The following is a 20264-nucleotide window of genomic DNA, read 5'->3' as shown; positions in this document are numbered from 1 at the left end:
TCTCAGGCTGCTCCCAACTGGACTCCGCCTGTTTTGGCGAGCTGGTTACGCTGAAAGGCCTGTTTCAGTGAGGGGTCAATGACGCACTCGTATCCTTCCAGGCGGGCAACAAGCTTGCCCGAATGCCGATCGAGGAATTCCATGTCGGCAGTGGCGCTTTTCTGGCGTTCTTCAGTGATGCGCACCACCACCTGAACTCCTTCAATGGGGAAACTGTCCACGTACTGACGATACCGGCCGGCAAAGCATGGAAGAGATCCGGCGCCGAAGCGCTCGAAGGACCAGAGGATCATGAGCTGGAAGGCGCTGTCCATGACCAGGGGATCGGTGAGCCATACGCTACGCAGGGGCTGCTTGATCCAGCTTGCCGGTGACGGCGCACCCTTGGCCATGGCGGCAATCCCTTTGGTGGAACAGCCGATCACCTGCTCGATGCCATGCAGTTCAGGGCCGTGGAAAAGGCGTTCCTTGTCGTAAATCTTGCCGTTTTTGGGCTCGTAAGGAGTGGAGGGTATTTCGATGATGGAGCGAATCCCTTCGGGTAGCCGCCCTGCCAGAATGATTTCTGCTTTGGCGTGGAGGATCTTTTTGCCTTCTACCGTGGCACTGGTCAGTTCAACGGGCACCAGATAGAAGGAATCCCGTTTTTGGGCCTTGCCGGCCAGGAAGCTGAGGGTGCATGGGGAGCCTTGTTCGAAGACAACACCCTTGCAGATGCGCAGGTCGTTGAAACCATGGAAATGCAGTCCGGGATTGCCATGGAGGGCGCCATGGGCCAGCCATTCAACGATGACGGCCATGGGGAGCACTGCCTTGCCGTCCAGGACGTGGGAGCGGAGGAACGGGTATTCATTGACGGTCAGGTTCAGGGCAAATGCTTCCGGCAGGACCTGGGAGCGGGAATTGGGTGAGATGGCGGAAAGTTCACCGGCAGCGCCGGCAATGGCGACGACCTCGACTGGCGAGCCTGTGGCAGCAATCTCGCGAACGAGGAAATCGCCACCGGCAGCAAGACCGATCAGTCCGATCCCTTCGCCGGCGAAAACCTTTTTCAGGGAAGGAGTTACCATGCCTCCGTCCCACGGTCCCCAGTTGATGCTGACTACCCTGCATCCAGGACGTTTGCGCATTTCAGCCTGGGCCAGCTTGTTGAGGACTTCATTGGCCACCGCATAATCAACCTGGCCGACACGGCCGAAACGACCGGTGGTGGAGGAGAAGAGGGCGATGAAGCGGAGCTCGTCTTCTGCCGTGGCATTCAGCAGGGAATGCAGACCGTCGACCTTTGTGCCGTAGACCATGGCAAACTGGTCGACCGATTTGTCGACGATCAAACGGTCTGCCAGGACCCCTGCCCCATGAACGAGACCGCGGATTTGGCCATGTTTCTGCCTGATGCCTGCCAGTAGATTTCTCACCTGGCCGACATCGCGGATATCAACCGAGTGATAGGCGGCTTTGCCCCCGGCCGCTCCGATGCGGGCAAGGGTGGCGCGAAGCTCACGTCCGGCAAGGACGCCCCGGTAGCGCTCCTCGATATCCCTGGGATGGAGTTTGCCCCCGGCCTGCTCGATGATCCCCTTCTTGATCTGGGCTTCCTCCGTCAACGGGCTCAACCATGCCGGTTCCTGGACAGGTTCGGGACTTCTGCCCAGGAGGACCAGGAAAGGACGGTAGGCCCGACTGAGAGCTACGGCAGTTTCAGCGGTCACGCCCCTGCCGCCGCCGGTGATGACGACGACATCTCCTTCGCGCAATGGCGTGGAAGCAGTCTCGGCAGCGGGAAGTTCGGCAAGTTGAAGGCCTACGCGCTGTTCCGGGCCAAGACCCACTTCCAGAGGACCGACGCGGAACAACTCCGAGGTAATGGCCTCTGCCATTGTCGTCGGATTCTGGAAAATGCCGAGATCCATGGCCTTGCAGGTTACCTCAGGCCACTCCCGCGCTGCGGTCTTGGTAAAACCGGCAAGTCCGCCGGATAAGGGATCAGCAAGCTCATTGGTCGTACCGCAACCGAAGGCGCCATCAAGCCGGGAAATGGTAGCAAAGCGCGCGCCCCCTTCTACACCCGCCTTGCGCAGGGCAGGTGCGGCGCTTTTCAGGAGAATGAAGGCCTTCTCCAGGAACTGCCCATCCGTTCCGCTTTGGGGTGCAGAGATTACCAGACCTGCAAGTTTTGCCGGCGGGATAATTTCATGTTCCTCATGGTTGCTGATCCTGCGCACGGTAAAACCGCGGCGGAAGAGCATGGTGCAGAGCTCGGCGGTAAAAGGGGAACCATCGTCGGTTACCCAGAACTCACTGTCCGTGCCTATCTGTAATTCTTCAGCATCTTTGGTGACGCCAAGCTCGCCCGGGAGGATGGTGCTGCGGGAGATTCGGGATTCTTTCCCTGATTCCGGCTCTGCAGCAGCCTGCAGTGATGATTGCACAGGGGCAGGCTCGGCAGTTGCAGCAGTACTTCCCAGATGCCGGGCTATCTCACCCAGGGTTTTCAGGGTGCCCAGATGCTCGGGACCTATCACCGGTGCGCCGGGAAGGCGCTCCTGGATGGTGGAGAGGATTTCCACCCTTTTGATGGAGTCGATACCCAGGTCCGAATCCAGACCCATCTCCATTTCCAGCATCTCCACCGGATAACCGGTCTTCTCGCTGACCACCTCCAGCAGAACCCGCGAAACATCGCCAGCGCCTGCCGAGATGGGCATAGCGGCCGCCTGTGGGAGGGCGGCCTGAACGGGAGTTGACCCGGCGCCGAGATAACCGGCTATGTCGCCCAGGGTGCGCAGGGTACCCAGGTGTTCAGGCCCGATGACCGGCGTGCCGGGGAGGCGTTCCTGAATGGCCGAGAGAATTTCCACCCTTTTAATGGAATCGATGCCCAGGTCGGCATCCATTCCCATTTCCATTTCCAGCATCTCCACCGGATAGCCGGTCTTCTCGCTCACCACGGCCAGCAAAGTTTCGGCTACGTTGCCGGCAGCTGCAGGTGCTGTTGCCATGGAACCTGGTGCGGCAACAGAGGCTCCGGCACCTAAATAACCGGCAATATCACCCAGGGTGCGCAGCGTACCAAGATGTTCCGGGCCGATGACCGGTGCGCCGGGGAGGCGTTCCTGAATAGCCGAGAGAATTTCCACACGTTTAATGGAATCGATGCCCAGATCGGCATCCATGCCCATTTCCATTTCCAGCATTTCGACCGGGTAGCCGGTCTTCTCGCTCACCACGGCCAGCAGCGTTTCAGCAACCTGGATGTTGCCGGCGGAAGACAGGGATGCCGTGACTGCCTGCGGTGCAGGAGCAGAAAGAGGAGCTCCGGCGCCCAGATAGCCGGCAATATCGCCCAGGGTGCGCAGGGTACCCAGATGTTCCGGGCCGATAACCGGTGCGCCGGGGAGGCGTTCCTGGATAGCGGAGAGAATTTCCACTCTCTTGATGGAGTCAATGCCCAGATCGGCATCCATCCCCATCTCCATTTCCAGCATCTCCACCGGGTAACCGGTTTTCTCGCTGACCACGGCAAGAAGGGTCTCCGCCGTCCGATTGGCGGCCGCAGGGGGCGCCGGATTCGGGGCAGAAACTGCAGGTGCTGCAGTGGCAGGCGCCGAAGGAGCCTGAACCGGTTGGACCGCAACCTGTTGCACGGTGGCTGATGGGGCAACGGAAGCTGGCAGCGGCATTGATCCGGGGGTGATCGTTCCCTGGAAAAGGCGCTGTTGTTGCTCCAGCAGGGTCTGAAAAGTACGGTTGGCTGCTTCCTGTCCCTCAAGAAAACGCCGGTGCAGTTGGGCAGTATCCTCCTGCATCTTTTGCAGCAGCGACAGGCTGTCGCGGGTGACACGCATGGATTCGGCCAGGGCATCCGGGGAAACGGACGTTGTCGTATGGGAAACTGCCGGTCCTTGGGAATGGAAAGCCGCTGCCGGTTGGGTCGCTGGCTGGACAGGCCGGGCAACGTTCGGTTGAATCTGCTTTGGCAGCGGCGGCCGTTTTGCTTTAGGCTTCACGTAATTGGCACCGCAGATGGGCACCGTCATGGCCGGTTTTTTTCCATTCCCGGCAGGAATCTCATATCCTTCATCCCATATTGACAGGCGCACCGGGTACCCCAGCACGACCATCTGGGCAAGGAGCCTGCCCAGGTCGGCAATGCCCGAGCGCTTGCCGGCTGAAGAATCCAGGGCAACAGCCAGATGCTCCTTGTCGCCGAGAATGGCTTTGACGAGCCCGGTGAGTCTGGCTCCCGGACCTACTTCGACAAAGGTGCGTATCCCGGCGGCATACATGGCGTCAATCTCGGCGACGAATTCGACCGAGTTGGCCAACTGTCCTGCCAGAAGGGCCTTGGCAGCAGTATTTTCAGCGGGATATTCAGTGGCTGTGGTGTTGGCATAAACGGGTAGTTGGGCGGGATTGAAGATAACGCTGTCCAGCGCTTTCTGAAAGGGTGCCGCTGCATCGGCGACCAGGGTGCTATGAAAGGCTGCGGCAACGGGAATCTTCTTGCAGGGGATGCCGCGGCCGGTAATGATATCGGCTGCCCGGTCGATCTCGGCGCTCTTGCCCGACAATACCCCTTGGCTGGGGGCATTGCGGTTGGCCAGGACCAGGTCGATCTTTTCCTCGGCCAGCAGCTGTTCGATTGTTGCCAGAGGGGCCGATACGGCCAGCATGCTTCCCTTTTCCCCCTTTGTCTCCCCCATGAGGCGGCCGCGCAGGCGAGACAGCTGGTTGAGCGTCATTTCATCCAGTCGTCCTGCAGCGTGAAGGGCAGTCAACTCGCCATAGCTATGTCCGGCGACGGCGTCAGGGTTGAGCCCGAAGGTTTTAAGAATATTCAGCGCCCCGGTGCTGACCGCGCCTATGGCCGGTTGGGCAGATTCGGTGGCCCGCAATGCCACTTCCTGTCTTTCCCTTGCTTCCCCATCAAAGGCAGTGGGGGGGTAGATGAGGTCGGAGAGGCGTTCGCCGGTGGCGGTTGCAAAACCGTCATCGGCAGCAGCTAAAGAGTCGAGCATCTGCGGGAAGTTGCATGCCAGGTCTCTGAGCATACCGGTATATTGGGCTCCCTGGCCCGGAAAGAGCATGCCCAGCTTTCCCGGGGGCGAACCATGGGCGAAAAAAGCGCCATCGGGGGTGCTCCAGGAACTGGCGGCATTTTTGCCGAGCATCATCTTGGCGTTATTGACAACAGTACCCAGATTGGTTTTTTCCCGTTCAACGACAAGAGCCATGCGGAAGGGAGCTCTGCTGTCAAAGGCGGCACGGCTTTTTGCGGCAAAAGCCCGCACTTCTTCCCACGAAGCAGAAGCAGACAGGTTGTCCAGGGCAGCCTGCAGCTTATCGGCGCCCTGTGCCGACAGGGCAACGAGCTGGACATTGCCGTCCCAGTCTGCTGCTTCTTTTGCCGGTTTGTATTCCTCAAGGACCACATGAAAATTGGAACCGCCAAAGCCGAAAGCACTGACGGCGGCCCGGCGGGGCCCGTTGTCACGGGGAAGCCAGGGTCGCTTCCGGGTGGTAAGATAGAACGGAGTACGCTCGGCTGTCACCTCTTTCAGCGGCTTTTCCACCTTGATGGTCGGGGGAAGCACCTTGTGGTGCAGGGCCAGGGCCGATTTGATGAGGCCTGCGGCGCCTGCCGAGGCTTTTGTATGGCCGATCTGCGACTTGACCGAGCCGAGGGCGCACCACGGGGTATCTGCTTCACCATAGACGTCGCGCAAAGCGCTTACCTCAACGGCATCCCCCACCTTGGTGCCGGTTCCGTGGGCTTCTATGAGCCCGATGCTGTCGGGAGTGACTCCTGCCCGATTATAGGCATCAACCAGGGCTTTTTTCTGGCCCCCGGCACTGGGTGCATAGATGGCATCCCCCTTGCCGTCGCTGGAGGAACCGATGCCGCGAACAACTGCATAAATCCTGTCTCCGTCCCGCTCTGCATCAGCCAGCCGCTTGATAACGACAATGCCCAGGCCTTCGCCGAGAATGGTACCGTCTCCCGAGGCGTCAAAGGGTTTGGCATTGCCGGTGGGGGAGAGGGCAGGAGTCTTGCTGAAACACATGTACATGAAGATGTCGTTGAAAGTATCGATGCCGCCGGTTACCACCATGTCGGCCTTGCCCGAATCCAGTTCCATGGCGGCCAGGTGCAGTGCGCTGAAGGAGCTGGCGCAGGCGGCATCAACGACGCAGTTGGTTCCCCCCAAATCATAGTGCTTGCTGATCCGCCCTGCCACCACGTTGCCGAGCAGACCGGGGAACGAATTTTCCTGCCAGGAGACATAGGAGTCGGCGATACGCTGCACCACGTCCTCGGCGATATTTTCATCCACTCCGGCTTCCTTGAGCGCCTTGCGCCACACGGGATGGCCCAGCCGCGCTCCCAGGGGCACGACCAGCTCAAGCGTGCCGGTAACGCCGAGGATGACGCTGGCGCGGTTGCGGTCATAATCGCTTCCCGGCCCATAGCCCGCGTCTTTAAGCGCCTGGCCGGCCACCACCAGGCCGAGCAGTTGGGACGTGTCGATGGCTTCCAGGATGTTGGGGGGAATGTTGAATTCCATGGGATTGAAGGGGATCGGTGAAATGAAACCACCCCTGCGGCCGTAGGTGCGGTCCGGGGACTTGGGATCACCGTCGAAATAGTCGGCGATCTGCCAATGGGTGGCGGGTATTTCCGTGATGGCGTCGATACCTTCGGCAACATTGGACCAGTAGGCATCAGGATCATTGGCCTGGGGGAAGAGGCAGCCGATGCCGATAATGGCCAGCGGTGTGCTGCTTGCAGTCGCGTCCGGTTTCACGTCGTTCTTTTTCACCTAAGGTACTCCTTGATCTTTGCTGTTTCCAACGGCTGTATCTGCAGTTCTTCCGGGGTCAGGCGAATTCCCTGGCAGCTGAGCATGGCGGCGCGGGTCTGGACAGCGGCGCCGAAGAGAATATTCAAAGCTGCCGAAACTACCGTGCGCCGGGAATGCTGCTCCAGGAACGAACCGGCAGTCCATTCGTTGAAGGCGCCCATTGCCGGCCCGCACCAGACCTGATAGTCCATCTTGCGCGTCGGTTCTCCGTCCCTGGCCCAGTGCGCGCCCTGTCCCAGATACCAGCGGAAAACCAGGGCCATGCGATGCTTGGGGTCCCGGTCTGCCCGCTCCACCTGGCTCGGGTCGCGCTGCTGGAAATAGGCGCGAGTATCCTGCCAGATGTTCTCCAGCTTGTTGCGGAACAGGGTTTGTTCCAGCTTCTCTTTTTCCGCAGCAGGTATCTCATCCATGCTGCCGTATGCACGGTAAATCTCGTAAAGCCTGGCGGCGCGCATGGGAAACATGGTGCCCCGCTTCAGGACCTGTACCGTCACTCCCATCTCGAACATATCGGCGGCCGGGGCCATGGTCACATCGGCCTGGCGTGTCTCGGCCAGCATCTTCCGCACTTCTTCACAGGTGCCGGATTCCACGCAGGCCTGATTGACAGAGCCGGTGACGATATAGGCGGCGCCCATGGCAAAGGCGGCAGCTGCGGCGGCAGGGGTAGAAATGCCTCCTCCCAGACCGACTCTTAGCCTGATGCCGCTGTAGTTTGCCTGGTGTTTGGCAGCCAGGGAAAGGATGGTGGGAAAAAGGGCGATGGCGGGACGATTGTCCGTATGGCCACCGGAATCCGCTTCGGCAGTGATATCCTGGGCCATGGGAATCTGTGCCGCAAGCTCTGCCTGGGCCCCGGTGATCTCACCGGCAGCGATCAATGACCGCAGGTGCTTTTCCGGCGGGGGTGAGAAGAATCGTGCCGCCAGTTCTTCCCGCGAGACCTTGGCGATAATGCGGTTGGGGGTGACGATGGTGCCGTCGGCGGCACGATGGATGCCATGGACCCGATAACGGACCAGTGGGAGAGTCAGGGCGAGGAAGGCGGAAGCCTCGATGACCCGGATTCCTTTGTCGATGTAAAGACGGGAAAGGGCGTCCTCCAGGTCGGGTTCGTGTGGAGAATGGATCAGGTTGAAACCATAGGGAATATCGACCTTGCCCAGCCTGTCAGCGGTGGCCTCTACCTCGGCAAAGGGGAGGCCGGCGGCGCCGAAAAAGCCGAACATTCCCGCTCGCCCCAACTCCTCAGCCATGGCGGCGGAACTTATACCCTTGGCCATGGAACCGCCGATATAGGGGTAGTGGATGCCAAGGTCCCGGCAAAATTGTGCATCTCCCAGCTTTTCAGGCAGGCAGGGTAAAGCCTGACCCATGATCGGCAGGCCGCCATCCGGTCTTTCCTGGCCGAAGAGGGCGCTGCCATCCGTCTTTGCCCAGATGGCTTCCCCGGCCTTCACCAGGTAAAGGGGGCGAGTGACCTGTCGAAGCGCCTCCGACAGGCTGTTTCCATGTGATGATAACTGTGATGACGGTAACCACCAGCCTGGGCAGGCAAGTTCCGAGGGATGACCCGTTGCGTCACTCCTGGTCTGAAACTGGTTCAACACAATCTCCTATCATGTTACATTTTTGCTGATGCTGGTCTGCGCACAAGGAACGGAAAGGAAGCTGGCTGGCAGGCAAACTCGCTGAAATTAAAGCGAATTCACTTTGATTTGATTAAAGATGCCTGCTGAATTTTAACTTTTGACTTTTACCTGAAAAGCATCAAAAAAGCAAGGTCAACATGGATCTGACCTAGGAGTCTGTCGGACTTAGAATGAATCGGCTGCGAAAATGGCAAATCAGTCCGGATCTCCGTAAATTTTCGACAAACAGGTCCACTATTCGCTCTCAAATTTCCAAATATCCGTCCTCGATTTTCCATTCTCTCGCTTCGATCCCTAAGTCCGACAGACTCCTAGAGGATCCGACAGATTCCTAGGTCACCTTGAACTGCTCAACCACACCCTTCAATTCAACCGCCAGCTTAGCCAGGTTGTTCGCTGCGGCAGCCGAATCCTGCGCTCCCCGTGCCGTTTCCTGCACAACCTCGGTGATCTGGTGAATGTTTCTGTTGATCTCCACTGTTGTTGAGGTCTGTTGTTCAGCGGCAGTTGCAATCTGACCCACTTGCATCGTAACGGAGCCGATGTGATCGAGGATGCCCTGAAGTGCTTCTCCCGACTTTGCCGCCTCGGCCGTTCCCCGTTCCACATCTCCCACTCCTTCTTCCATTGAGGAGACAGCCGACTTGGTTTCTTGCTGAATGGTCTTGATCATGTGGGCAATCTCTGTGGTTGCCTTGGTGGTCCGTTCTGCAAGTGCTCGTACCTCGTCGGCAACAACTGCGAATCCGCGTCCCTGCTCGCCGGCTCTTGCCGCTTCAATGGCTGCGTTAAGAGCCAGGAGATTAGTCTGGTCGGCGATATCTTCTATGGTGCCGATTATTTCGCCAATCTGATCGCTCCTTGCCCCAAGGCTCTCCACGGTTTTGGCCGATTCTTTGACCCTGCCGGCAATACGGTCCATCATGGCTACAGTTTCTTGAACAATCGCCGCTCCGGCCGCTGCTGAAACGTTTGCCTGCCTGGAGCCGTCTGCCGCAATGGCACAGTTTTGGGCAATTTCGCCTGAAGTTGCAGCCATCTCCTCGCCGGCGGTGGCCACCGTCCCGGTCCTGGATGCTACCTCTTCGGCTCCGTTCGCTATGCGTTCCGAAGTGGTCGATAACTGAGAGGAAGCCGAGGCCACCTGCAGCGCCGCCGTTTTCATTTCCGTTACCATCATCGTCAACTCGTGGACCATGTTTTTCAGAGCGGTCAAAAGACGCCCGGTTTCCCCGCCGTCCTTCACCTCGATGGCCACCGTAAGGTCGCCGTTTGCCAGACTGTCGGCCACGCCGATGGCCTCATTCAATGGCTTGGTAATTTGGCGTGAAATGCGGATGCTTATGATGCTCAGCACAAGAATGATCAAGATGGAAAAGAGCAGGTTCCATTTAAAGAAGGAAATCTTCATGCGGGCGAAGTAATCCGCTTCGTTCACTCCGGGCACTACCCAAAGCTTCCAGGGCTCAATATAGCGAAAGGCCACTATCTTCTGCTGTCCGGTGGTCTTGGCCATATATTCATGGATGCCGCCTTCCTTATGGCTCCGGATATGGTCGATATGCTTTTGCCCCGCCAGGTTTTTTCCCTCCTCCTTGTGATGCACCACCAGCGTTCCCTGCTCGTCCAGCATGAAAGGATAGCCTGTCTTGCCGATTTTTATGCTGTAAATAAATTTTTTAAATCCTTCTTCCTTATAGGCATCGGGCTTGGTGGCTGCAATGTAGTTGATGCTTTTGCCCAGCGCATCGGCAATTGAATTGACATCGGCCTCCATGATGGTCCTGACTTCCTTGACTGCGATGGAGTAGGAAAAAATTACGCTGAAAGCCACAGCCAGGAAAGCGAAAACCGAAAAGACAATTAATTTGGACTTGATGCTGCTGAATAAACGCATGACGTTCTCCTTTTGCAATACTGAATGATAGGTGAGATTGGGCAAGCTTGTTTTCTAGATCCCGGCTATCGTTCACAATGACAGCCATTCCATCTGCAGGGGGAGTTTAATAAGGCGATGCTGGTCGCACTAAATTATTTTTATTATCGGGCTGTCATTGGCGTAACTTTAACGATAATAAAAAAACATGTAGATTTTAATTCAATGTCCGTAGTCTGGTGGCTTAGGAGCTCATGAGCCTGTGGCAGGATGTTTAAGGGGATTATGTTTGTTGATGGCGTGTAGTGTAAGGTGTTGCAGCGATGAGAAACAGAAATGGCCGGGTCTGTGGACCTGGCCATTGTGATGTGCTTGGTGGGCGATGTTGGGATCGAACCAACGACTTCTACCGTGTGAAGGTAGCACTCTCCCGCTGAGTTAATCGCCCTTTGTGTGTGACTTTAATAGCAGAAGGTTAATTGCATGTCAAGATTTAACAGACAGCTAAAAACTACTGCGGGGCCAGTCTGCCGTGTAGCCGCTCACTCGGAAACTCAACATACATCAGTGTACGTCTCGATTCCTCGTTCGCTTGAACCTTGCATCCCGAACTCCTCATGACGTTTTCAGCAGCATGTTTAAGGAATGACAAGGCAGAAGATGTTGCGATCATATCGGGCTAATATATCGTTATTCCGGCTGAATCAACTTGACACCCCACACCCGGAATTGGTATATTTTGCGGCGTTTCACCTTGCTTCATTAGAAAATTTCCGTAAACCGTGGAGAGACTGCCTTGCCTAACCGTCCCATACAAGTCAAACACGACGAGAATATAGCAATTGTAAGCCTGAACAGGCCAGACGTCAGGAATAGCCTGAATGCCGAGATGCTGCAGCTGATGCTGTCCACGTTCGCCTCGCTGAAAGAGAATGCAGCTGTGGCAGGGATTCTCGTTACCGGTGCCGGTGCTACCTTCTGTGCCGGTGCGGATATCGAAGCCATGCGCAACATGACACCCTTTGAGGCGGGTCGCTTTTCCCAGCTGGGGCAGGATGTGATGTTTGCCCTGGAATCGGTCGGCAAACCGGTCATCGCTGCAGTCAAAGGGCATGCCCTGGGTGGCGGGTTCGAGCTGGCACTGGCCTGCGACTTCATCGTTGCTTCCCGCTCGGCCGTCTTTGCCGCACCGGAGATCCGCTTGGGCATCATACCAGGTTTTGGCGGAACCCAGCGCCTGACGCGGCTGGTGGGCAAGGCCAGGGCCAAGGAGCTGATCTTCACCGGCAACCGGATCGATGCGGAAGCAGCCTTGAGTATGGGGCTGGTTAATCGGGTTTATGACGATGAAGAACTTGTTGGCGAAGGGGCGGCTCTGTTGAAGACAATCTGCAGCCGTGGAATGCTTTCCCTGAAGATGGCCAAGGAGATCATAGGCGCCGGCGCCGATGTTGATCTCAGGAATGCCTGCATGATGGAGCGGGATGCCTTCGCCATCTGCTTTGCCACTGAGGATCAGAAGGAAGGGATGACGGCGTTTATTGAAAAGCGTCCGGCACAATTCAAGGGCAGGTAACCAATGAAACTGGAACAGGGGTGCGTTCAGGTCTATACTGGCAACTGCAAGGGCAAGACAACGGCAGCCCTTGGACTGGCTCTTCGTGCCGTAGGCCGTGAACTGATGGTCTGCATGATCCAGTTCATGAAAGGTGGCGGGCCCTATGGCGAGCACCTTGCAGCACCGAAGCTCGCCCCATATCTGACCATAATTCAAACCGGCAGGGAAGGGTGGGTCAACAGGGATAATCCAGACCCGGAGGATGTCCGCCTTGCCCGGAAGGCCCTTATCAAGGCTAAGGATGCCTTGACCGGGGGCATTTATGACATGGTCATTCTCGATGAGATAAATGGAGCCGTATCCTTCGGCCTCATTGATGTGGACGATGTGCTGGAGCTGATCGCTCTCAGACCGGAACGGGTCGAGCTGGTCTTGACCGGACGGAATGCCCATGGGAAAATTATTGCGGCGGCCGATCTGGTCACCGAGATGACGGAGATCAAGCATTATTACAAGGCGGGGGTGCCAGCCCGGATCGGCATTGAGAAATAGATCGCTTTATCCAGTTCCCTGATGAGATAAACCACTTTTGAATAAAAGGAGAATGCAATGACTGAACGGAAACTGAGGGTGCTTGTTGGTAAGCCTGGCCTGGACGGACACGATAGAGGAGCGAAGATCATTTCCCGTGCTTTCCGGGATGCCGGCTTCGAGATCATCTACACCGGACTTCACCAGACCCCGGAGCAGATCGTGTCGGCTGCGATCCAGGAAGATGTCGACTGCGTGGGCCTTTCCATTCTTTCAGGCGCCCATAACACGCTGCTGCCCCAGGTTTGTCAGCTTCTCAAAGAAAAGAATGCCGACGATATCATCGTTTTCGGCGGCGGCGTCATTCCCGATGACGATATCCCAGGTTTGAAATCTGCCGGCATCAGAGAGGTATTCACCCCCGGCACCTCCACTGAGGACATCGTTGCCTGGGTGCGCAACAACGTTCATCCCCGCGCATAGGTTTAAAGGCTTTTGTCTAGCCACGAATAGCACGACTGTGCACGAATAAAGGCAACAGCTGAATCTTTGGGTTCAAATCAAAATGTACATGGGTTTCTGGTTAGGATTTCCATTCGTGTTGATCGTGTCATTCGTGGCAAAGAGGTTCCAAGCGGCAATAAAGTCTTTTCGGGTTCAGAAGCTTTTTCTTAGGGGCGCAGCTGCAGCTGGATTGTCATACATGCTGCAGTACTGGCGCTCCTATGGTTTTTGAGGATATGGCTTTGTATAACAAACTGCGACTGGAAGTAAAAAACCGGGTCGGTTTCATGATGATGGATTCAGGTGCCAGGTTCAACAAGCTCACCATCAACATGCTCAAGGAGCTCAAGCACGGCCTGGCCGAGCTTCAGGCCTCCGATGAAGCGGCATGCATCGTACTTTCCGGTTATCCGGGCGAATCCTTTGCCGTCGGCGCCGACATCGGCCAGATGGTCAAGTTCGACTCCCAGCATGCCTTTGCTTTTGCCGAGCTTGGGCAATCTCTCTTTGCCGCCATGGAATCCTGCACGAAACCCATTATCGGCGCCCTCAACGGCATCACCATGGGAGGCGGCTGCGACCTCTCCCTGGCCTGCGATCTGCGCATCGCCAGCGATGCCCTCCGATTCGCCCATCCTGGTGCCAAGCTTGGCATTCTCACCGGCTTTTGCGGCACTCAAAAGCTGCCGCGGCTTTTGGGGCGGAACTTTGCCAATGAGATCTTCATGACCTCCGATGTCTACGGCCCGGAAGATGCCCTGCGCATGGGTTACGTGAACTGCGTCCACCCGGCTGATATCTTCTGGCCCGAGGTTGTTGCCTTTGCCGAAAGAATCGCCGCAAATCCCGCACCATCTCTTGGCTATGCAAAAAAGGCCATCAATGCCGCAGAAGACTGCGATCTGAAAAACGGCTGCATCCTCGAATCGGGCCTGTTCAGTGCCCTGTTTCCTCTCCGCGACACCTCAGGCAGCTGCAAAGAAAAGGAAGTATAATAATGTCATTGGCGGAAAAAATTCTTCAGGGGGATATCCGTTCAGCGGCACGGCTGATGCGGGATATCGACGACGGTCTCAGAAGCTCGGTGGAAGAGCTGAAAAAGCTCTATCCGCACACGGGTAGAGCCTATATCATCGGCCTTACCGGCCCTCCCGGTGCCGGCAAATCCACCCTGGTGGACCAGTTGACCGCCGCCTACCGCAAGGCCGGCAAGAGGGTCGGAGTCGTCGCCATCGACCCCACCAGCCCCTTTACCGGCGGAGCTATCCTGGGGGACAGGATCCGCATGAACCGCCATGCTGACGACGATGGAGTCTTTATCCGCAGTCTTGCCACCCGCGGCCACCTGGGAGGCCTTTCCCGCTCCACCGGCAATGTGGTCAACGTCATGGACGCCATGGGAATGGACATCGTCATCATCGAGACGGTGGGGGTCGGCCAGGATGAAATAGACATCGTCCGCATGGCCCATACCACCGTCGTTGTCATGGTGCCGGGGCTTGGCGACGATATTCAGGCCATCAAGGCAGGTATTCTGGAAATCGGAGACGTTTTCGTCGTTAACAAGGGGGATCGGGAGGGTGCCGATCGCACCGTCCGGGAACTTTCCGCAATGCTGGATATGAAGCCGTCGAAGCCTGGCGAGTGGCAGGCAAAGGTCCTCAAGACCGAAGCCCAGTGCAATCGGGGTATCGATGAACTGGTCGCCGAAATGGAAGCCCACCGGGGTTTCCTCTTTTCCTCCGGTGCCATTAACCACCTGCTGGAGGAGAGGAACGCCTCCATGTTCATGGACCTTCTCAAAGACCGGCTGTTCTCCGAATTTTTTGCCCACATCAAGGTCAATGGCCGCTTTCGCCAGATCATCGACGGCATGATGTCCAGGGAGAAGGACCCGTACACCGCCGTGGAGGAGGTCCTGACCGAGGAGACCGGCAGGGTCAAATGGACCGGCTCTGCTTGAATCATGGCTTTCCCGTGACACTTTTTGTATGAATGGGGAGTTACCCTCCCCTATCAGTCGTAGCAGCCTGTCAGCAGGCTGTTTGCAGAGGATTTAGATGTTTCGAAAATTGCTGTTTTTTTCTCTCGTAGTTTTAGTTGCTGGTGTTGTCTGTTACAAACCTTCCGCCACTTCCGATCCTGGAGCCAATCCCGACGATCCGGCCAGGGAAGACCTGACGAAAATCCACTACCCTAGCCTGGACAAAATTCCCTGGCGTGGACGGTTCATTCGGCCGCAGGATACTCTGGAGTCCCTGTACGGCAACGACTGGCCGACAGTGGCACGCTTCAACAGGATTGACCGCCGCCATGTTTATCCGGGCATGACCATCAAGGAACCCCTTGATGTCGCCTCGGTGAAGGGCTATACGCCAATGCCTGCAAAGTACCCCCCTGCCAAGGGCCATAGAAAATACATAGTTATCGACCTTGGCGAACAGTGGTTGGGTGCCTACGAATTTGGTAAACTTAAGTTTTCCATGCCGGCTGCCAGTGGTACGAAAGGCCACGAAACACCGACCGGACTGTTTCGGGTGGATGCCCGGCACCGTAATCATACCTCGTCCCTTTACAAAACCGAGGATGATACTGCACAGTATCCCATGGATAATGCCATTCGATTCCATATTGGCCCGGACAACGTATCCTACTGGATCCATGCCCGTGATTTGCCGGGGAAGCCTGCCTCTCACGGTTGTGTAGGCCTTGCGGACGAGGGCATGCAGAATCGGGTTTACGGCATTCCGGAAGAACCTCTTGTGCTTGATTCTGAAAAGCTTTACGAATGGGCCGTCGGCGAAAACGATTATGAAGACGATACGGGAGAAGCCGAGGAACTGGAGGACGGCCCCGTGGTCGAAGTGATCGGCGCCAACCCGGAGTATCGGTGAACGAACGGTGATTGGTGATTGGTGATTGGTGATTGGTGACGAGGACCTCGAACTTCGAACTTCGAACTTCGAACCTCGAACCTCGAACCTGCTTTTTGCCTGGAGGAAACGTGCAGCAGTTTCTCAGAGACTATCTTGAGTTGCATGGCTACTGGGTATTGTTCCTCGGCACTTTCCTTGAGGGGGAAGCGATCCTGATCATGGCGGGTTTTCTCGCTTTCCAGGGGTATCTCAATCTGCCCGGTGTCATCCTCACCGCCTTTGCCGGTTCATTTTTCGGTGACCAGTTCTATTTCTATCTGGGGAGGTGGAAAGGCCCCTTTCTCCTCAAGCTGTTCACCTCCATCGCCAGGAAATTCCGTAAGGCTCTGAGACTTATCGAGAAATACGGGAACTTCGTTGCTTTTATCTCCCGTTATACCTACGGATTCAGGATCGTGCTTCCTATTATCCTGGGAATGACCAATCTTCCGTCTTCAAGATTTCTCTGGCTGAACCTGATCAGCGCCTTGACCTGGGCGGCGATATTTTCCTGCGCCGGCTATCTGTTCGGCAAGAGCGCCTCCCTCTTGGTAGAGGATGTACAGCGCTACGAACCTTACCTGATGCTGACCCTGCTCGGGCTCATTGCCTGCATGTGGCTGTTCCACTTCGTCCATGCCTGGTGGCGGAAAAAACCTGCTCGAGCGCGCCTGCAGAGGATGAAACAGAAACTGAACAATGGAAAACAGTGAACATATGCAAACAAGTACAGCAATAAGTATTGTTCTGGTGGGTACCCAAAGTCCGGGCAACATCGGCATGGTCTGCCGTGCCATGAAGAACATGGGGCTTTACGACCTGCGGCTGGTTAACCCCTGTCAGGTTGATCATCCTGAAGCCCACAAATTTGCCGTTTCAGCCAGAGATGTCCTTGATGGTGCACGGCTGTTCACCAGCCTTGAAGATGCCTTGCGCGACTGCGAAATTTCCGTTGCCACCACCAGGCGCCACGGAAAATACCGGCAGGAGATTTCGACCCCTCAAGAAATCGCTGAAAGAGTGAGGAGCCAGGCGGCCATGCATCGGGTTGCGCTGGTTTTCGGCCGTGAAGACAGCGGGCTGACAACCGAGGAGGTGGCCCTGTGCCGCTGGCAATCCACCATTCCCACCGCCGATGAGTACGGCTCCCTTAATCTGGCCCAGGCCGTCTTGATCTTCTGCTACGAGTTGCATAAGCGGCAAGAGGTCAGTCCTGCCCAGGATACGAGATTGCTGGCAGATTCCGCCGCCATGGAGGCCATGTACCGGCAGATGGAAAAGACATTGCTCAAGATCGGCTTCCTCAACCCGGAGAATCCGGCCCACATCATGCGCACCCTGCGGCGGATTTATTCAAGGGCTGAGCTGGATGAACGGGAAGTGGCTGTGCTGCGGGGAATGATGTCCCAGATCGACTGGGGAACTGGTGGGTTCAAGGGGAGAAAAGGAATATGAACGTCACTTACCTCGGTTTGCTTGCCGGAGCAATCACCACAGCCGCAGCGATTCCCCAGGTCGTCAGAACCTATCGCACCCGCCAGGCCCGCGACATTTCCATCTGGCAGCCGGTGCTGCTGAACGTCGGCATGTCCATGTGGCTCATCTACGGCCTGATCATCGGTGACACGCCTCTTATTGCCGCCAACGCATTTTCCATAGTCTGCTATTCGCTGCTCATCGTCATGAAAATTCTTTACAAAGAGGATGACAAATCCAAATCCTGTGCTTAAATTTCTAATCACCAATAGTATTTCATCCGGTAGTTGCGGATGGACTCAATCCTATGTTGGAGGGACTATGAAGAAAATGCTCTTCGCTTTAGTTGCTGTTTTTGCCCTGTCTATTCTGGGTGGATGCGGCTACAACACCATGCAGGCCAAAGAAGAGGCTGTCCTTGCCGCCTGGGGGGATGTGGAGGCTACCTATCAAAGACGTGCCGACCTGATCCCGAACCTTGTCGAGGTAGTCAAGGGGTATGCAAAGCATGAAGCTGACACTCTCAAAGCGGTTACCGAAGCCAGGGCGAAGGTGGGTTCAATGCAGGTGGGCAAGGATGTGGTCAACAATCCCAAAGCCCTGAGCGATTTTCAGCAGGCCCAGGGGCAGCTTTCCGGTGCCCTGTCGCGGCTGATGGTGGTGGTGGAGAAATATCCGGACCTGAAGGCGAACCAGAATTTCATGGATCTGCAAAACCAGCTCGAAGGCACCGAAAATCGCATCAATGTGGCCAGAACCCGTTACAACCAGGCGGTACAGGACTTCAATACCAGCATCAGGACCTTCCCCAATTCTCTGACCAATTCCCTGTTGCTGCATCTGTCGCGCAAGGAACCGTTCAAGGCGGAGGAGGGGGCCAAGCAGGCGCCGAAAATCAAATTCTAACGCCCTTTCCCCCAGGGAGAGGGATTGGGTGAGGGCGGGCTACCTTCTCCCTTAGGAAGAAGGGCTCAACCCATAAAGAAGCATAGTCCCATAAGTGGTTAAAGCAGGGCTGGAGATCCGGCAGATGACGAAAAAAATCATCCTCATTCTTTTGTTGCTCCAGTTCTCGAGCCTCTTTGCCCATGCTCTGGAAGTGCCTCCCCTGCGTGGTCATGTGAATGACTACGCAGCGCTCCTTTCCCCTTCAGCAGCTGAGTACCTTGAACAGCAGTTGGCCGAGTTCGAACGGACCGACTCCACCCAGATCGTGGTTGTGGCCATAGATTCCCTTGCCGATGAAAACCTGGAAGAGTTTTCCATCAAGGTTGCCGAGGCATGGAAGATTGGTCAGAAAAAGATCGACAACGGCGCTATTCTCCTCATCGCCAAGAACGAGCGCAAAATCAGGATCGAGGTGGGCAGGGGGCTGGAGGGCAAACTGACGGACCTGGTATCCGGGCGGATCATCCGCAACGAGATCTCCCCCAAGTTCAAGCAGGGGGATTTTGACGGCGGTGTTGCCAGCGGGGTCGCGGCGATCATGGCCGTGGTAAGGGGAGAGTACAAGGCTCCCGCCACCGGTATGCGCCATGGCCGGAAAAGTGCCAATCCCATCTTTACCCTGGTTATTTTTGTCGGCCTTGCTGCCCTGTTTTTAGGCTCGATTTCCAGGGTTCTTGGCGGCCTGGCCGGTGCGGTCGGTGTGCCCCTCATCGCCTTTCTCTCCTTTTCGGGCATTTCATTGCTGTTGCTTCTGGGATTGGCCATGGCCGGCTTTGTCCTGGGCTTGCTCATTCCCCTGCTTTTCGGCAGCGGTGGCGGCTTTTTCGGCGGTCCGTTCGGGGGGGGATTCGGTGGCGGATTTGGCGGCGGTTCCTTTGGTGGCGGCGGTGGATTTTCCGGCGGGGGGGGTGGTTTTGGCGGCGGCGGGGCATCGGGAGACTGGTAGTACGGAAATTACATGGAGCGGGTGCCAATGAGTCCAAAGAAAAGCTTTCTCAGTGACGAAGAAATGGAGAAAATCAGGCATGCGGTCGCCCAAGCCGAAGAAGGGACTTTCGGGGAGATTGCCACCATGGTCGTTGAGGAAAGCGACAGTTATCGGGAGGCACTTTTGCTGGGGGTTCTGTTCATTTCAGGGTTTGTCGCCCTCCTTGTCTCCATAACAATTCAGCATGTGACCATATGGTCGTATATCCCGCTGGTGCTTGTGCTGATGCTGCCCTGTTACCAGATCCTCAAGATATTTCCCCGTTTGAAAATTTTCTTTGTCGAAAGGAAAAGGCTGAATGAAGCGGTCCGCGACAGGGCAGTGAAAGCCTTTTATGAGAAGGGGCTTTATCGCACCAAGCAGGAAACGGGAGTCCTCATTTTCATTTCCCTGCTGGAGCACAAGGTTTGGATCTTGGGTGACCGTGGTATTAACGAGAAAATCAGACCCGAATCCTGGCAGAGCCTGGCGGCAGAGTTGGCCATTGGCATCAGGCAGGGAAAGGCATGTGAATCCCTTTGTGCGATAATTCAGTCCTGCGGCGAAGAATTGGCCAAACATTTCCCCCGTGCTCCCGGGGCTGAAATAAATGAGCTGTCTGATGAGATAATTATTTGAAAAATAAGAAAATTTTAGCTCAGTTGTAATGCGGGCGACTGTTCTTATAGTCTAATCACAGAAACAAGTTTAATTTCTCCGCTATTTGATCGATTGTCAGACGATACCCCCTAGCAGTTTTTCCCTTCCTGGTCTCTCTATCTACCTGAAAAAACTAACAATTACTTCTCACGAATTAATCTCATTAAATGAAGGGGTTAAGGGTATAAAAGTTGCTCATTATCTCTGGAATATCTTGCTGCCTTAACAATGACCACTGTTAAATTTCCCATCGTTTCGGTCCAAACGCGGTGGGAAAAGTATCGCAGCTTCCGGAGGATTTCAATTTA

General features: G+C 56.1%; 15 protein-coding genes and 1 tRNA gene. 12 read left to right on the top strand and 4 right to left on the bottom strand.

The features are described 5' to 3' along the window. Window positions 1–2: 2 nt before the first annotated feature. The 4 genes from GEOB_RS15635 to GEOB_RS15620 form a co-directional block, all read right to left on the bottom strand. On the bottom strand, window positions 3–6824 hold the full coding sequence (locus GEOB_RS15635; RefSeq protein ID WP_012648218.1) for a type I polyketide synthase: 6822 nt from the start codon (window positions 6822–6824) through the stop codon (window positions 3–5). Further along, on the bottom strand, window positions 6821–8479 hold the full coding sequence (locus GEOB_RS15630; protein ID WP_327049799.1) for a PfaD family polyunsaturated fatty acid/polyketide biosynthesis protein: 1659 nt from the start codon (window positions 8477–8479) through the stop codon (window positions 6821–6823). Before GEOB_RS15630 ends, GEOB_RS15635 begins: the two co-directional genes overlap by 4 nt. Before the next feature lie 373 nt (window positions 8480–8852). After that, window positions 8853–10418: a methyl-accepting chemotaxis protein gene (locus tag GEOB_RS15625; protein ID WP_012648216.1), complete on the bottom strand. Its 1566-nt coding sequence runs from the start codon at window positions 10416–10418 to the stop codon at window positions 8853–8855. A gap of 352 nt (window positions 10419–10770) precedes the next feature. Beyond that, window positions 10771–10845, bottom strand: a tRNA-Val gene (locus GEOB_RS15620). A 348-nt stretch (window positions 10846–11193) separates the two neighbouring features. Between GEOB_RS15620 and GEOB_RS15615 the strand changes: the two genes are divergently transcribed. The 12 genes from GEOB_RS15615 (at window position 11194) to GEOB_RS15560 (ending at window position 19935) form a co-directional block, all read left to right on the top strand. Then, on the top strand, window positions 11194–11973 hold the full coding sequence (locus GEOB_RS15615; protein WP_012648215.1) for an enoyl-CoA hydratase/isomerase family protein: 780 nt from the start codon (window positions 11194–11196) through the stop codon (window positions 11971–11973). A 3-nt stretch (window positions 11974–11976) separates the two neighbouring features. After that, window positions 11977–12507, top strand: coding sequence for a cob(I)yrinic acid a,c-diamide adenosyltransferase (gene cobO, locus GEOB_RS15610; RefSeq protein WP_012648214.1), 531 nt, complete (start codon window positions 11977–11979; stop codon window positions 12505–12507). 57 nt (window positions 12508–12564) lie between these two features. Then, window positions 12565–12969 carry a cobalamin B12-binding domain-containing protein gene (locus GEOB_RS15605; protein ID WP_012648213.1) on the top strand — a complete coding sequence of 135 codons (405 nt, stop codon included), beginning with the start codon at window positions 12565–12567 and terminating at the stop codon, window positions 12967–12969. 257 nt (window positions 12970–13226) lie between these two features. Further along, window positions 13227–13985, top strand: a complete 759-nt coding sequence (locus GEOB_RS15600; RefSeq protein WP_154650506.1) for an enoyl-CoA hydratase/isomerase family protein — start codon at window positions 13227–13229, stop codon at window positions 13983–13985. A 2-nt stretch (window positions 13986–13987) separates the two neighbouring features. Next, window positions 13988–14953 (top strand): methylmalonyl Co-A mutase-associated GTPase MeaB, encoded by a 966-nt coding sequence (gene meaB, locus GEOB_RS15595; protein ID WP_012648211.1) that lies wholly within the window; start codon window positions 13988–13990, stop codon window positions 14951–14953. Window positions 14954–15050: 97 nt separating this feature from the next. Beyond that, on the top strand, window positions 15051–15884 hold the full coding sequence (locus tag GEOB_RS15590; protein ID WP_012648210.1) for a L,D-transpeptidase: 834 nt from the start codon (window positions 15051–15053) through the stop codon (window positions 15882–15884). A gap of 110 nt (window positions 15885–15994) precedes the next feature. Continuing rightward, window positions 15995–16618, top strand: coding sequence for a DedA family protein (locus GEOB_RS15585; protein WP_012648209.1), 624 nt, complete (start codon window positions 15995–15997; stop codon window positions 16616–16618). Between the two features lie 4 nt (window positions 16619–16622). After that, window positions 16623–17360, top strand: coding sequence for an RNA methyltransferase (locus GEOB_RS15580; RefSeq protein ID WP_041267614.1), 738 nt, complete (start codon window positions 16623–16625; stop codon window positions 17358–17360). Then, the gene (locus GEOB_RS15575; RefSeq protein ID WP_012648207.1) at window positions 17357–17635 is read left to right on the top strand and encodes a SemiSWEET family sugar transporter; all 279 of its coding nucleotides are present in this window, start codon (window positions 17357–17359) and stop codon (window positions 17633–17635) included. Before GEOB_RS15580 ends, GEOB_RS15575 begins: the two co-directional genes overlap by 4 nt. A gap of 67 nt (window positions 17636–17702) precedes the next feature. Then, the gene (locus tag GEOB_RS15570) at window positions 17703–18287 is read left to right on the top strand and encodes a LemA family protein (protein WP_012648206.1); all 585 of its coding nucleotides are present in this window, start codon (window positions 17703–17705) and stop codon (window positions 18285–18287) included. Between the two features lie 124 nt (window positions 18288–18411). Next, window positions 18412–19275, top strand: a complete 864-nt coding sequence (locus GEOB_RS15565; protein WP_012648205.1) for a TPM domain-containing protein — start codon at window positions 18412–18414, stop codon at window positions 19273–19275. Between the two features lie 27 nt (window positions 19276–19302). Next, the gene (locus tag GEOB_RS15560; RefSeq protein ID WP_012648204.1) at window positions 19303–19935 is read left to right on the top strand and encodes a TPM domain-containing protein; all 633 of its coding nucleotides are present in this window, start codon (window positions 19303–19305) and stop codon (window positions 19933–19935) included. Window positions 19936–20264 lie beyond the last annotated feature (329 nt).

Source organism: Geotalea daltonii FRC-32, from assembly GCF_000022265.1.
Classification (GTDB): Bacteria; Desulfobacterota; Desulfuromonadia; order Geobacterales; family Geobacteraceae; genus Geotalea; species Geotalea daltonii.
This window is presented reverse-complemented; position numbering and strand designations above follow the sequence as displayed.